Genomic DNA, 13,806 nt, shown 5'->3' on the forward strand with positions numbered 1-13,806 from the left:
ACCTGTTCATCGATGAAGCCGCCCGCTCGGTCAAGCCCAAGATGGCCTTGTTGCGTCGCGCCCCCTTCCTCGTGTCCCTCGCGCCACGCGAGCCTCCTGGCGGCAGACGTAGGCGCTCGTGGGCGTCCGACGGGGGCGCCGCGGCCCCGCCGCAGGTGGATATCCCCCGACGCGCGACACGCGCGGACTCGAGCACGCGGGCCGCGCGACGCGAGACGCGCGCGCCGACTCGAACACACGGGCCGCGAGACGCGCGCGTGGACTCGAACACACGGACCGAGCGCGAGGCGCAGCATACCGGGCACATCACCGCAGCTCTCTTCATGGCGCGTCGCGATGGCGCACCGCGCGCTTCGACCTGGCGCGCCGCGCGCGCCGGACACGTTGACTTGACCGTGACCGTGACAGCACCTCGCCGGGGACGAGGCTTACACACCCTATTACATCCTGCATAACGGGGCCTGTAAAGACCCTGTACATGCCATAAGGTCGAATCGAGCCTGGCGCCGCGTCGCCGGATGAAGGCAACCCTGCGACGACCGGGCTCGTCATCGCTGAGAGAGCGCGCCGTCGCATAGGCTCCAATGACGTGGAGGGACTCAGCGGTCGCTGGAGGCAATGTATGGAACGGCCGCCCTGTCGGGCTCAACCGCCTACGCCCGGCGCGACTTCGTCATCCGACCGAGGCGAGGCGAGCAAACGCTGCCAGCGAGGCGGCGCGGACATTGACCCGCTTGTGTGCTTGTGCATACGTCGACGGGCACGTCTCAGTCGTTATCGGGCAGCTCGCCCCCTTCGGCGAAATGTGAACGATCCACGCCATTCTTCTCCAGCCAGCGTCGAATTCGGTTCCTGTGCACGCCGAGCCTGCTGGCCGCGCGAGACACATTGCCTCGCTCGAGGCGAAGCGCCCCGGCGATCTCATCTTCGGGCGGCGCCTGGCTCGCGCGCGCCGGCGTCGGTCGAAGATCGCTCGATGTCTGCCGGGCGTGCGCGTCGAGCGACTCCGGGCCGAGCCCGACGCCCGCGAGCGGGTCCAGATCCTTGGCCTCGACCGATGGGCGCCCCTCGTCGAGCGCGCGCGTCACCGCGCGCCGCGCCTCGCCCACGAACTCGCGCAGATTCCCTGGCCAGCGGCGCAGCGCGCACGCGATGATCAGCGAATGGTGAATCGTCGGCGTCGCGCCGTGCAAGGCCGCTCCGACAGCCTTCGCGCATTGCGCGAGCAGCCAGGGGATCTCCTCGATCCGCTCGCGAAGCGGCGGGAGCCGGACCTCGGGACGGCCAATGCGATAATAGAGGTCGTCACGGAAGCGGCCCTGGGCGACGCGGGCGCGCAGGTCGTGCGTCGCTGCGCAGATCCTGATCTGCACCGGGTGAGGCGCGACAGCGCCGAGCTCGAGCACCTGCCGCGTGTCGATCGTGCGCAGCAGCTTCGCCTGGACCGCCGCGTCGAGCTCCGCCACCTCGTCGAGGAAGAGCGTGCCTCCGTGGGCGGCCTGCACGTAGCCCTCGGTGTCGTGCGTCGCGCCGGAGTAGGCGCCGCGGCGGGCGCCGAACAGGAGCCGCTCGGCCAGCCCCTCCGGGATGGCCGCGCAGTTGACGGCCACGAACGGGCCGCGCGCCTGCGGCCCCGCCTCGTGGTAGGCGCGCGCCGCGAGCTCCTTGCCCGTGCCGCTCTCGCCCGTCACGAGGAGGCTGTCCCCCGCCGCCGCCGCGCGCACGATGGTGTCGTAGGTCTGCTGGAGCCTGGGCCCGAGGACGCTCTCCTTCTCGATGCGCACGCCCCCGCGCGCGAAGCACCGGATGTCCGGCAGCGCGAGGAACACCGACGTCCCCGCGCCGACGACCTGGATCGCCTCCCGCCGGACCTCGCCGCGGATGGGCTCGCCGTTGACCGAGGTGCCGTTGGTGCTGCCGAGGTCCTCCACGGTCCACGCGGTCCCGTCGTACGCGATGCGCGCGTGCCGCCGCGACATCAGCGAGTCGTCCATGAGGGGCACGCCGCCCACGCCACCGCGGCCCACCACGACGGCGCCGCCGTCCAGCGGGATCGGCGCGCATCGCGGCTGATTCCCCGAGAAAATCAGCACGATGCCGGGCACGGGCTCGGCAACCGAGGGCTCGGGGGGAACCGAGACGCGGACAGTGGAGTGGTCCATCAGGAGCTATCTTACCCGTTCAAGAACCTGGCCGGCCAGTGGCCGGCCACTTACACGACGTTCATGGTTTCCCTGGGCGCAAGTCCCGAGAAATCCAGCTCGCCCCGATCGCCAGGTTCGGCACAAGTTGTGCTTGTTTCCTCGGTATGGTGGCCTCTGCACGAGCTCGCATCCATCGGGACCGGGGGTCTGCCCTCGAGGTGAACATGGGTTCCGGCCGCAACATCGACGAGGCGGGTCGTCGCTCACCCCGGCGCCTGCACACATCCCGCACCCTGCCGAGCTTCCCCACCCACCCCGGCCTCCAGAGCATCACCGGCCTGCGCGGCGCGCTCGAGTTCCTGGAGTGGCCGGCGTCCGAGTGGACGATCAAGGACCTTCAGGACTGGTTCGTCGACCACCTCGTGACCCCGGGCCTGATGAAGCGCCCGCAGATTGTGCGCGAGCCCGGCGCGACGCCCGTCATGCTCGATCCGCGCGCCGACGGCGGCAGCAACCTAGAGGAGCTGATCTACAAGGCCCGCGGCCGCGTCATCACGGCCCTGCGGGGGCTCATCGCGCCCGTCGCCGACGATCGATTCCTGAACGCGGCGATCTACGGCGGCAGGGTCCGCCGGGCCGCTGTCGGCGGCCGTCCCGTCTGGGTCGCCTCGCCCCGCGAGATCGACTTCCTCGGTGACATTGTGCTCAGCTTGCTCGCTGCCGACATCCTGCTCGATCGCGAGTTCTATCGCGCACACCTCTGCATCTGTGAGGTGTGCGGGAGGGTGTCATTCAAGGACAGCCCGGACGCGCGCGGCGTGTGCGGCGAGCACCGGAGCCACGTGTCCGGCTTCACGCCGCGGGTGCGCTGAGCGTTTGCGGCGGAGCCGCAATGCTGGGGACGACGAAGGCCGGCTGAAGAGCCGGCCTTCGCCATTGTGCGTGAAGCAGATCCGGTCCGCCCCGAGCGACCGTGTGAGATGGGGCGGACGGCGCGGCCTCACTCGGCGTCGAACGAGACCCAGGCGCCCGTCGCCCAGGTGTCATCGGCCTTGAAGGCGCCGATATAGGCCGCCTCGGCGTCGAAGAAGCCGTCGTCGGGCGGGGTCGCTGCGTTCTCGGTGAGTGTGGCCGCCGGGCGCAAGTCCGGCGTGGCCGCGAAGCAGTCGGCGAGCTCCGGATCCTCGACGCTGTTGGTCTCCTCGCCCTCGAACCACGCGACCTCGTCCACGCCGCCGTCGTCATCGTCGTCGAGCTTCGACTCGGTGGACTCGTTCACGTCGGTCTCCTCGTAAGCGATGTTCGCCTCCGCGTTGACGTTGCCCGAGATGATGGAGCTCGCGAGCTCCACCTCGGTCCCTTCGTTCCTGAGATCCAGGCCCGCCTCGAAGCCGGTCACGATCGTGTTGAAGATATGGGCCTTGGTCCCGCGGCGGAGCAGCATGCCGTACTGCTGCTTGTCGACGTCCTTGTCCTTGCCGCACAGGGTCACGTTGTAGATCGTCGGCTCGCTGACTGGAGTGTTCTCGGACCCATCCGCGTCATTGTCGCCCTCGAAGCCGTTCGTCTCGTCGGCGACCGTGGGGTCCTGCTGGAGGGCAAGGAACTGGAGCTTCCCTGTGTAGCCGAGGTCCCAGTCGAAGCCGTCGTCGCCGTTCTGCGCGCAGAGGAGGTGCTTCGCGTTGACGGTGCCGCCGAAGAACTCGAAGCAGTCGTCGAGCGTGTGGTGCACCATCACATGGTCGACCGTCGTCCCGGAGCCCACGCCGGCGAACGTGAGGCCGTTCACCTCGTTGTCCTGAGAGAGCAGGATCCCGCTGAACTCGATGCGGACGTACTCGAGGACACCGCTGTCGTCGTCCGCCACATCACCGCCGTACTCGACGCCGACGATGCCCTCGACCTCCGCCTTGCCGCCAGGGACGTTGATGGGGGCATTGCCGAGCAGCATGACGCCGCCCCAGTCGCCCGCGGAGCGCTCGCCCTCCGGGCTCTGGCTCGTGAACACGATCGGCTTGTCGGCGGTGCCCTTGGCGTCGATCTTGGCGCCCGGCTTCACGACGAGCGTCGCGAGGCTCTCCTTGTCGCCCATGATGGTCGTGCCGGGCTCGATGGTGAGGGTGGCGCCTTCCTCGACGAGGATGACGCCCTTCATGAGGTAGCAGTTATCAGCGCTCCACGTCGTGTCCGCCTCGATCGCCTCGGTCACCTCCACCGGCTTGGCGCAGTCTGGGCCAGCGCCGCCACCGCCATTGCCGCCGTCGCCGCCACCGCCGTCGCCGCCGCCGCTGGTCGTCGACGGCGTGCTGGCCGGGCTCGGCCCGCCCTCGTCATCGCCGCAAGCGGCAACCATCGCGACGGCGAGCGCCGACGCGCAAACCAAGGCAATTCTCGATGTCCTCATGGTCTTCTTACCTCCAGGGCGAAGCTAGTCCGCACTGGCAACATCGTGGATGTCGCCACGTGACGATTGGGTGGCATATGGTCAATAAGTCAGTGCCGCGCTCAGGGTAACGGTCGTACCAACGTGGTAGTCGAGCACGATGTTGTCGTCCGTGCTCTCCTTGCCCTGCGTGACGCGGACGGGAGCATCGATGAGGTTCTCGCCGGCCAGCTTCAGCTCGACGTGCTCGCCGAGGCGCTGCGCGACCGTGACATCGATCTGGTGCCGCGGCTGCTCGTACTCGTCCGGCATGTTCTTCCCCACCGTCCGGAGCCGGGCGCCGAACACGTTGTAGAGGAGCCGGGCGCTCGTGCCGGTCGACTCGCCGCTGTAGTCGAGCCCCAGGTTGACGACGAAGGGGGATTGCCCCTGGAGCGGGTGCGTCGCGGTGCTCTGGATCGCGATCCCTCCCTCGTCCGGCTCGGGGTTGATCTCGACCTCCGAGGTGGCGAGCGTGACATTGCCGAGCACGGTGACGTCCCGCAGGAGCGGGTCGATGAAGTCCAGGCTCTTCCTGATCTCGAGCTCGAGACCCGCGACATAGCCGCTGTCCCCGTTCGCCCAGCTCAGCCTCCCCTTGCCGCTGCTGGGCTTGATGATCTCCTCGATCGGGTCCTCGAAGTGCTTGTAGAAGATGCTGGTCGCCACCACCTCGCCGGTGGTCGGGAAGAGCTCGAACCGGAGGTCGCCGTTCACCACGCGCGTCCGTTCCAGGTCGGGATTGCCTTCCACCTCCCGCGCGCTGTATCCTGGCTGGGACAGCGCCGGGCTGAGCTCGATGAGCTGGGGTCGAGCGAGCGTCCTGGTCACGCTGAACCTGAGGTTCGACTTCGGGCTCGTCTTGAACACGAGGCTGGCCGCGGGCAAGACATCCACGTCCTTGTTGTCGATATTCTTCTCGGCATCATCCGGGACATCCATCGACAGCATGGAGGCCTCGATCCGGGCGCCGAGGATCGCCCGGAGAAACCGCGTGATGTGGGTGTCGGTCATCACGTAGCCCGCGTAGAGATCGGTGCTGGCCGTGTAGTCGTCCGTGTCGCGTGTGGTCTCCTCCAGCTCGAAGAGGGTGCCGATGTTCTCGTCCGAGAACAGCGGGCCCGGCTCCTGTCGCAGCACGGTCGTGTCGGCGAGCCGGAGCGTCTTGAACCGGAACCGGCGCGCGTCGAACTCACGCTTTCGGAAATTCAGCAGGCCGCCAAGCTTCAGGCGGGTCGGGGCGTCTCCACGGATGAGCGGCAGCGCGTAAGAGAGCTGCCCGCCGTAGTTCGTGTCTGCCAGATCGATGAAGACGTGCGATCCGCTCAGCGTGCCGTCGTCCCAGGACCAGGCGCCGCTCGTGTCGTCCCTGGCGTAGACGTTCTCCCTCGCGTCGGGCTCGTCCGAGGTCGCCCGGGAGACGGACGCCTTCCAGTCGAGCGTGCCGTTCCCGAGCGCCGCGATGCGATGCTCCCCCGAGAGCTGGCCCAGGGTGAGCGCCCGGGAGACGAAGCGCTGCAGCGTGTCGCGGTACACCGCCCCGCCGCTCTCCTCGATGACCTCCCTTGACTGAAGCGCCACGTCGTCCGACGAGCGGCTGTGGAGCGCGGTGAGCATCACCTTGTGATCCCGATCGGGCGTGTAGGTGACGCTCGCGAAGCTCCCCCAGGACACCTGATCACGGATGCTGTCCACCGCGGAGTCGTTGAGCTGCCTCAGGCCGCTCTCGCTCGTGGGATCGAACGCGTAAGTCCGGCTGATCTCGTCGGCGCGCGGGGCGAACTTCCGGCCATAGCTCAGCGTGGCGAGGTAGCCGAGGCGCTGCTCGCCGCGGAGCTTCAGGGTGTCACCGACGACGACGCTGCCGCTCCCGTTCGGCGGCGTGAACGACCGGCGGGTCGCCATCGACGAGTTGATCGCCCTCCCGTAGACCGCGATGTCGTCCCTCGTGATCAGCGCGCCGTCCGGCCGGCGGATCCCGCGGGCCACCTTGTACTCGGGGATCTCGCCGGGCAACGCGCGCGCGCCGTCGTCGATCCCGAGCCAGTCGGTGCTCGATCCGGAGTAGGTCAGGCGATCTCGAAACGTGCTGTGGGTGTTCGCAGCAAGCGAGAGCGATGCCTGGAGGAGGAACCTGGTCGGGAGCTCGCGCGTGTTGATCTGGACCGAACCGCCCACGAAGTCGCCGGGGACGTCGGGCGTGAACGTCTTGACGATGGTGATGTCGCTGAGGACGAGCGAGGGGAAGAGATCGAGCGGGACGGCCTGCCGGTCGGGCTCGGGGCTCGGAAGCGGCGCGCCGTTCAGCAGAGCGTTCGTGTAGCGATCGCCGAGGCCGCGCACATAGACGTACCTGCCGTCGATCACGGTCGCGCCGACGACGCGCTTCGCGGCCTCCGCGGCGTTGCGATCGGGCGTCTTCGCGATCTCCTTCGCGCCGACGGCGTCGCCCACGTGGGGCGCGTTCTTCCGGATGAGGAGCTGCGCCGCGACGCTCGCCCGCTCCGGCTCGAACTCGACCTCGACGACCTCCTCGACCTGCTGATCCGGATCGAGGCCGACGTCGACCTGGACCACCTGCCCGGCGGTCACCCGCACGTCCTGCACGCGCTGAGGCTTGTACGCCTCGTACCAGACCCGCAGCTGGTAGCTCCCTGGCGGGAGCTCCAGGCGATACCGTCCGTCGAGATCCGCGATGACCTTGAGCTTCGTCCCGATGACGGACACCTGGGCGTCGAAGACGGGCTCCTTCGTGGCGGAGTCCGTGACGACGCCCCATACGACGCCTTTCCCGGCGGAGGGTGGGCGCGCCGGGCTCGGCTCGTCGAGCCCGGCGGCGTTCTCCGCCGCCGGGGCGTCGGCCGGGATCCCCGCGCCTCCAGGCGGCGGCGCGGCCGCGCCGGGCTCGCCCTGGGCGAGGGCCGTGGCCCCCCAGCACAGCGGTGCCACGAGCGCTGCGACTACCCCTGAGATCCTTCTGCGAATCATGCAACTGTCCCTTCACGCCCCGAGATCGGGCGCGCCTGTCGATCCGATGGTCGGGCGCACCTGCGCCCTTCGATGAGGAGAGCGGGGAGCCAGCTCCCCGCCGCCCTCGCGCGTGCACCGCGCCGCGATCGCGCCCTCGGGCGCAGGCGCCCGTGCGCGCCTCGTCAGCGGCTCATCGGGGCTGAGCTCCGCTCAGCGCCCGGTCTTCTCTGTCAGGACGGCGATCGTCTTCGCCCCGCCCATGCGCGCGGCGTCCATGGCCTCCACCGCGATCGCGTAGGCGGCCTCGTCCTCCGCGTCGAAGTAAAGCACGTCGTCCGAGCGCGCCGCGAAGATGCGGGCGAGCCGCTCCTTCAGCTCGCCGCGCTGCACCTCGGTCTGGTTGACGCGGAGGACGCCGCGCTGGTCCACCGTGAGCACCACGGGCCTGCTGGCGTCGTCGGGAGGTGGCTCGAGCTTCGCTGTGTCGTCTTTCCTGGGCAGGTTCAGCCAGAACTGCTTCGCGAGCAGCGGCGTCACGACCATGAAGATGATGAGGAGCACGAGCACCACGTCGACGAGCGGCGTCACGTTCATGCTCGGCGCGACGCCGCCTTTCCTGCCTCCGCTCTGCGGACCGCTCATCCCCACGGCGTCATCCCTCCTCCGGCTGCTCGGCGACCCCGCCGCCCCGCTGGCTCACCTGCAGCGAGATGCCGGCGAAGCCGACCTCCTGACACAGCGCGAATGCCTCCCGCACGCGGCCGTAGCTCACGGAGGCGTCGCCCTTGATGACCACCCGGCGCTCCGGCGCCGCGGCGCGGATGGCCCGCAGCCGCTCGCCGAGCGACCGGAGGTCGGCGACCGCCTCCTTCTCCAGGTACACAGCGCCGGCGCCGGTGATCGTGACATAGATGGGATCGAGCTTCGATCTCGACTTCGGATCCGGCTGAAACACCGCCGGGAGCTCGACCCGCTCGCCGTGCTCCATCTGGGGCGCGATGACCATGAAGATGATGAGCAGCACGAGCACCACGTCGACGAGCGGCGTGACGTTGATGTCGGGCTCAGGCTGCTGCCGACCGGAGCGCTTGCTCTCCACTTGAACGCCCATGCTCGTTCTCCATCTCGTCGATGAGCTCACCCGCGCTGCGCTCGAGCGCGAGCTCGAGCGCGGCGATCCGGGTGGTGAGGTAGTTGAAGCAGAGCACCGCCGGGATGGCGACGCCGAGCCCGAGCGCGGTCACGATGAGCGCCTCGGCGATGCCGGCGCTCACGGCGCCGAGGCCACCAGAGCCGGTGGATGCGATGGTCTGGAAGGCGGTGATGATGCCGATGACGGTGCCGAGCAGCCCGACGAAAGGCGCCACCGAGCCGACCGTGGCGAGGACCGAGAGGCCGCGGCGCAGATCGGCCGAGATCGCCTCGCGGCGCCGCGACACCTCGCGGCGCGCGAGCTCCACCGGGGGCACGCCGCCCTCGCCGGCGTCGAGGGCGCGCTGGAACCGGCGCACCGCCGCCGCGACGACCCGGGCGAGCGCCGATCGCTCGTACTGGCCTGCGATCTCCACGAGCCGCGCGGTGTCCCACGCCTCCATCACCGGCCGCGCCTCGCTCGCGAAGCGCCGGGTCTCGGCCGCCTGGCGCGCGAGGGCGATGAGCCGCTCGACCACGACAGCGACGCTCGCCAGCGCCATGAGCACGAGGGCGAACGCGACGAGCTTGCTCAGGAGCCCCATGCTCGCCCAGATGTGCCCGAGATCAAACTGCATCATGGCTAACCTCCTTCGTTCCTCGCGCGAGAGGCCGCGTGCGCGGCCGTGCGCTGAAAATCATCGCTTCGCCTTGAAGCGGAATGGCACCGTCCGCCAGACGGACACCGGCCTCCCATCGGAGATCGCCGGCTTGTAGCGGCACGCCTTCATCGCCGCGAGGACCGCGTCATTGAAGAGGGGATGGCCGCGGACAATCGTGACATTCGTGACCTCGCCCGTCTCGGTGACCACGAACCGGACCGCCACCATTGCTTCCACCCCCGCGCTCAGCGCAGCTTCGGGAGGGACGGGCGGCGCGCAGGAGAGCGCGACCGGCGGCGTCGCGTTCTCGGGCAGGTGGATCGGCCCTCTCGGCTGCGGAGGAGGAGGCGGCGGCGCAGGAGGCGGCGGCGGCGCCGCTACCCCAGCCGTCCCCATCCCGCCGGGGATCCCGCCGGGCACGCCACCTGGCGCACCGCCGGGCTCTCCGTACGTGTCGTCGTCGCTCGGCGTGGCCTCGCTCGGGTCGGCCTCGGGCGGCGCCTCCTTCGGTACAGCGCTCGGCGCGACAAGCGCCGCTCGCCTGGGCGCCGCAGCGCGAGGCGCCGGAGCCTCCGCCGCCGGCGGCGGGGGCGGAGGCGCCGCGGCGACGGGAGGCGCCTCGGGGATGCGGGCGGCGAGCTTGACGTCGACGACGTCCTCCTCGGGCGGAGGAGGCCTGATCGCGCCGCTCAGGCGGGCGGCGGAGAGCGCGATGCCCGCGAACAGCAGGAGACCCGCCGCGTACCCGATGGCGAGCCGCTTCGCTCGCTCAGGATCGGCCTCCCCCGCATTCCACGTCTCAAGGTGCATCGAAGCTCCCGGCGCCCTCTGGCGCGAACACCGGAGCACCGCCTGATCTCACGAGAGGGACAGGAGGGCTTTCTCGGTGTGGCCCGTCGTGTGAGCCGATGTCCGTACGGTAGCTCGATCGCGTTGCGGCAGGATGACGGGGAGGCAACGATTGTCGTGGATCTCCCGATACCGCGCTCAGGCGCTGCGGCTCTCGGGCACCTCGGGCGACGCGGCGAATCGATATCCGATGCCGCGGACGGTCTGGATGTAATCGCCCGCGCGACGCAGCTTGTCGCGCAGCCGCTTGACGTGGGTGTCGACGGTCCTCGTCGTGATGCTCACGTCGATGCCCCAGACGCCGTCGAGGAGCGCGGTGCGCGTCTGCACGCGCTCGCGCGCCTCGTAGAGCGCGACGAGGAGCTTGAACTCGAGGAGCGTCAGCTCGACCTCCTCGCGCTCGACCCACACGCGATGAGCGCCCTCGTCGATCCGCAGGCACCCGAACTCGATGCACCGGTCCCCTGCCCCGGAGGACCTGGCGCGCCGGAGAACGGCCTGCACCCGCAACACGAGCTCCCGGACGCTGAACGGTTTGACCACGTAATCGACGGCGCCGAGCTCGAAGCCGACGATGCGATCGACCTCTTCTCCGCGCGCCGAGACGATCATCACGGGGATCTGCTGGGTGCCTTCGCCCTGCTGGAGCGCGCGGCACACATCGGTCCCGGAGATGTCGGGCAGCGTCAGATCGAGCAGGATGAGATCGGGTCGCTGGTCCATCGCCAGCCGGACCGCTTCACCGCCCTGCCCCGCGAGGAGCACCTCATGCCCGGCCTGCCTGAGGTTGTAATCGAGCACCTTCTGGAGCGCCGGCTCGTCCTCGATAACCAAAATCCGCGCCATGCTGGATAGCGCATGTACCCGAGCGATGTGACGGACCGATGACCGAACAGCAACAGCGACGTGCGGCCGAGCTCGGCAGGCAACACGGTGCCCCCGTTGCTCTCGATTCGCGTGGAGATGGCCCGACGCGCGTGAGACGCGGCCAGCGGCGCGCGTCGCCGACGCGGCGCGGGCACGGCGACGCGCGTCGCCGACGCGGCGCGGGCACGGCGGCGCGCGTCGCCGACGCGGCGCGGGCACGGCGGCGCGCGTCGCCGACGCGGCGCGGGCACGGCGGCGCGCGTCGCCGACGCGGGCATGGCGGCTGCGAAAGGTCGCACGGGCGGGGCGGGATGCGCTATTCTCGTCGCGATGCTGCGGACCTTGCGACTCATCGCGGCCGACGTGCGCCAGAAGGCGACATGGTGCTACGGCAGCGATCCATTGCCGACGATCCTGAAGACGCTGGCGACCGACGGCACGGCGGCGATGGTCCTCTACAGGTTCACGCAGGCCGCGCGTGCCCACCGGATGCCTGTGCTCGAGATGGTGCTCAACAAGGCGACCAACCTCGCCGGCGGCTGCGTCATCGGGCGTGGCGCGGATTTCGGGCCGGGCTTCGTGCTCATTCACTCGAACGGCGTCGTCATCAACGGCAATGTCCGCGGCGGCTCGAACGTGCTCATCGAGCACCAGGTGACGATCGGCGCCGATCGGCGGCAGACTCCGGTGCTCGGGAGCGACCTCTTCATCGGCGCGGGCGCGAAGATCGTCGGCGGCGTCACTGTCGGCGACGGCGCCCGGATCGGCGCCAACGCCGTGGTCGTGCACGACGTCGCGCCCAACACGACGGTCGTCGGCATCCCCGCGAAGCCGGTGCAGCGGCGCGAGGACCGAGCGGCCCAGGCCGCCGCGCGGCCGACCGCGCCGAACGCCGAAGAGACGAACGGCTCGCAAAGCTGACCCGCGCCGCCCGCGCCTGAGGTCAGCGGGGGGCGCGGGCGAGGAGCTCTTGCCTGAGCTGCGCGATCTCGTCGCGGAGCGGGCCGATGAAGTCGGCGCTCAGCGTCCGGTTCCGCCCCTCCATCGCGCGCGCCGTGTGCCACTTGCTGAGCGCGAGGCGCGCGCCGGCGCGGATGAAGCTCCGCCCTGTCGCGCCGCGCCAACCCAGGGTGCACCGGAGCCGGCCGATCGGCGAGCAGACGAGCTCGAGCTCGTCCTGGGTCAGCATGCCGAGCGCCACCTCGTCGCGCAGGTGATCGCGGATCACCCAGCCCTTGCGGATCACGAGCGCCACGATGATGCCGAAGAACGAGGCGACGAAGCACAGCCAGAGCAGGAGCCACGGCATGAAGAGGTCCCCCATCGCGCGACCCAGCGCGGTCGGGAGGAAGTTCCACACCGCGTGGAGCGCGACGCCCAGCAGGTAGCCGCCGATCGGGGCCGCGACGCGCACCCACGTCTTCGACGACTCCCGGGCGAGCCCGAAGCCGATCCCGGTCATCGACGTGAACAGCGGGTGAAGCCAGGGCGTGAACACGCCTCGCAGGACGAAGGTGCCGGCGAGCACGTCGCTGCCCTGCATCGAGGCGCGCGCGTAATAGAGGACGTTCTCCACCGCGGCGAAGCCGAGCGCGCAGAAGGTGGCGTAGATGATGCCGTCGACGATGCCGTCGAACTCCCGGCGCAGGAAGTAGAAGAAGCCGAACACGCCGAGCCCCTTGAACAGCTCCTCCGCGAACGGCGCGCTGACCGATGCGCTCACGAGCTCTCCCAGCGGCTCGCCGAAGCTGCTGGAGACGCCGACGTGAACGCCGGTGTTGATCAGGATCGAGAAGCCGGTCGCCGCGAGCGCGCCCCAGAGGAACGCCATCAGCAGGCACCACCACGGCTCCGGATCGTACCGATCGATGATCATCGGGACGAACAGGTAGATGACGAGCGGCGGGAACGCGAAGAGCGCTCCGACGACCATGGCGCTCAGCATGCTCCCCCCGGACCCGAGCACGCCGAAGAGCGTGAAGATCACGTTGAGGACCGTGCCGGCGATGATGCCGTTGGCCCAGAGCCACAGCCCGGCGATGCGCCGCCGCCGGTCCGGGTCGGGCCTCCGCGCGACCCGGACGACCGCAGGGTAGCCGGCGGGGGAATGCGCGTACGCCGGGTGCCTGGCGCCGTGCGGAGCGGGCCCCGCCATGGGGCGCGCGGGGACGCCGTACTGCGCGGGAGCGCCGTGCTGCGGCACATGCCCCTGCGCCTGCATCGGCGAGCGGCCCGGCGGCCCGTGGACGTGCGGCCCCTGTCCGTAGCCCTGCGGCGGCTGCCCGTGGCCCTGCGGCCCCTGCCCGTAGCCCTGCGGCCCCTGCCCGTGGCCCTGCGGCCCCTGCCCGTAGCCCTGCGGCGGCGGCCCATGGCCCTGCGGCCCCTGTCCGTAGCCCTGCGGCGGCTGCCCGTGGCCCTGCGGCCCCTGTCCGTGGCCCTGCGGCGGCTGCCCGTGGCCCTGCGGCCAGTGCGGCGGCTGAGCCGAGGGGACATGCCCTGCGCCGCGCGCCGGATACCCCGGGGAGACCTGCGCGCCGGCAGGGTGGGCGTGCTCGCCCGGGCGCTCCGCCGGCCGGGGTTGCTGCGGCACGCCGGGGAACTCGGGACGGTGTCCAGGGGGGTTGTTCATGGCTCGAGCGCGCTCGCGATGTCCTCGTGACAGCGGGGAACCGTGCAGCCGCGACGAACGCCCACCCCACGCAGGGAGTCGCCAGCAACCGCCACGATCCGCGGCGGGCAACGGCCGTCTCGGACCCGTCGT

The 13,806-nt window shown here is 70.3% G+C and carries 11 protein-coding genes; 2 read left to right on the forward strand and 9 right to left on the reverse strand.

The window, feature by feature from the left end:
- Nucleotides 1–767: 767 nt before the first annotated feature.
- Nucleotides 768–2,162: a sigma 54-interacting transcriptional regulator gene (locus tag WMF42_RS26030; protein WP_061610775.1), complete on the reverse strand. Its 1,395-nt coding sequence runs from the start codon at nt 2,160–2,162 to the stop codon at nt 768–770.
- 206 nt (nt 2,163–2,368) lie between these two features.
- Here WMF42_RS26030 and WMF42_RS26035 point away from each other — a divergent pair, with 206 nt between their 5' ends.
- Entirely contained in the window at nt 2,369–3,016 is a 648-nt protein-coding gene (locus WMF42_RS26035; RefSeq protein ID WP_061610774.1) for a hypothetical protein, read from the forward strand.
- Nucleotides 3,017–3,144: 128 nt separating this feature from the next.
- Here the strand turns inward: WMF42_RS26035 and WMF42_RS26040 are convergent, their stop codons facing one another.
- The 7 genes from WMF42_RS26040 to WMF42_RS26070 form a co-directional block, all read right to left on the reverse strand.
- Nucleotides 3,145–4,548, reverse strand: coding sequence for a hypothetical protein (locus tag WMF42_RS26040; RefSeq protein ID WP_063815905.1), 1,404 nt, complete (start codon nt 4,546–4,548; stop codon nt 3,145–3,147).
- An 81-nt stretch (nt 4,549–4,629) separates the two neighbouring features.
- Nucleotides 4,630–7,515 carry a TonB-dependent receptor domain-containing protein gene (locus WMF42_RS26045; RefSeq protein WP_437685422.1) on the reverse strand — a complete coding sequence of 962 codons (2,886 nt, stop codon included), beginning with the start codon at nt 7,513–7,515 and terminating at the stop codon, nt 4,630–4,632.
- A gap of 231 nt (nt 7,516–7,746) precedes the next feature.
- Nucleotides 7,747–8,184, reverse strand: a complete 438-nt coding sequence (locus tag WMF42_RS26050; RefSeq protein ID WP_434041264.1) for an ExbD/TolR family protein — start codon at nt 8,182–8,184, stop codon at nt 7,747–7,749.
- A gap of 4 nt (nt 8,185–8,188) precedes the next feature.
- Complete coding sequence (locus tag WMF42_RS26055) at nt 8,189–8,647, reverse strand: ExbD/TolR family protein (RefSeq protein ID WP_061610770.1); 459 nt, start codon at nt 8,645–8,647, stop codon at nt 8,189–8,191.
- A complete protein-coding gene (locus tag WMF42_RS26060; RefSeq protein ID WP_081426803.1) occupies nt 8,601–9,308 on the reverse strand; it encodes a MotA/TolQ/ExbB proton channel family protein in 708 nt (235 codons plus the stop codon). Before WMF42_RS26060 ends, WMF42_RS26055 begins: the two co-directional genes overlap by 47 nt.
- Nucleotides 9,309–9,365: 57 nt before the next feature.
- The gene (locus WMF42_RS26065; protein WP_437685425.1) at nt 9,366–10,139 is read right to left on the reverse strand and encodes an energy transducer TonB; all 774 of its coding nucleotides are present in this window, start codon (nt 10,137–10,139) and stop codon (nt 9,366–9,368) included.
- Nucleotides 10,140–10,316: 177 nt separating this feature from the next.
- Complete coding sequence (locus tag WMF42_RS26070) at nt 10,317–11,024, reverse strand: response regulator (protein ID WP_061610768.1); 708 nt, start codon at nt 11,022–11,024, stop codon at nt 10,317–10,319.
- A 351-nt stretch (nt 11,025–11,375) separates the two neighbouring features.
- Between WMF42_RS26070 and WMF42_RS26075 the strand changes: the two genes are divergently transcribed.
- Nucleotides 11,376–11,966: a serine O-acetyltransferase gene (locus tag WMF42_RS26075; protein ID WP_061610767.1), complete on the forward strand. Its 591-nt coding sequence runs from the start codon at nt 11,376–11,378 to the stop codon at nt 11,964–11,966.
- Nucleotides 11,967–11,988: 22 nt separating this feature from the next.
- Here WMF42_RS26075 and WMF42_RS26080 read toward each other — a convergent pair whose 3' ends face one another.
- Nucleotides 11,989–13,674: a PrsW family intramembrane metalloprotease gene (locus tag WMF42_RS26080; RefSeq protein ID WP_437685428.1), complete on the reverse strand. Its 1,686-nt coding sequence runs from the start codon at nt 13,672–13,674 to the stop codon at nt 11,989–11,991.
- Nucleotides 13,675–13,806 lie beyond the last annotated feature (132 nt).

The sequence above is a fragment of the Sorangium sp. So ce176 genome (assembly GCF_051519835.1).
Taxonomy (GTDB): domain Bacteria; phylum Myxococcota_A; class Polyangia; order Polyangiales; family Polyangiaceae; genus Sorangium; species Sorangium cellulosum_G.

What these genes read in the sequence shown, in the direction of transcription:
- WMF42_RS26030 (WP_061610775.1), bottom strand. Translation starts at nt 2,162, where the DNA reads ATGGACCACTCCACTGTCCGCGTCTCGGTTCCCCCCGAGCCCTCGGTT.
- WMF42_RS26035 (WP_061610774.1), top strand. Translation starts at nt 2,369, where the DNA reads ATGGGTTCCGGCCGCAACATCGACGAGGCGGGTCGTCGCTCACCCCGG.
- WMF42_RS26040 (WP_063815905.1), bottom strand. Translation starts at nt 4,548, where the DNA reads ATGAGGACATCGAGAATTGCCTTGGTTTGCGCGTCGGCGCTCGCCGTC.
- WMF42_RS26055 (WP_061610770.1), bottom strand. Translation starts at nt 8,647, where the DNA reads ATGGGCGTTCAAGTGGAGAGCAAGCGCTCCGGTCGGCAGCAGCCTGAG.
- WMF42_RS26060 (WP_081426803.1), bottom strand. Translation starts at nt 9,308, where the DNA reads ATGATGCAGTTTGATCTCGGGCACATCTGGGCGAGCATGGGGCTCCTG.
- WMF42_RS26065 (WP_437685425.1), bottom strand. Translation starts at nt 10,139, where the DNA reads ATGCACCTTGAGACGTGGAATGCGGGGGAGGCCGATCCTGAGCGAGCG.
- WMF42_RS26070 (WP_061610768.1), bottom strand. Translation starts at nt 11,024, where the DNA reads ATGGCGCGGATTTTGGTTATCGAGGACGAGCCGGCGCTCCAGAAGGTG.
- WMF42_RS26075 (WP_061610767.1), top strand. Translation starts at nt 11,376, where the DNA reads ATGCTGCGGACCTTGCGACTCATCGCGGCCGACGTGCGCCAGAAGGCG.
- WMF42_RS26080 (WP_437685428.1), bottom strand. Translation starts at nt 13,674, where the DNA reads ATGAACAACCCCCCTGGACACCGTCCCGAGTTCCCCGGCGTGCCGCAG.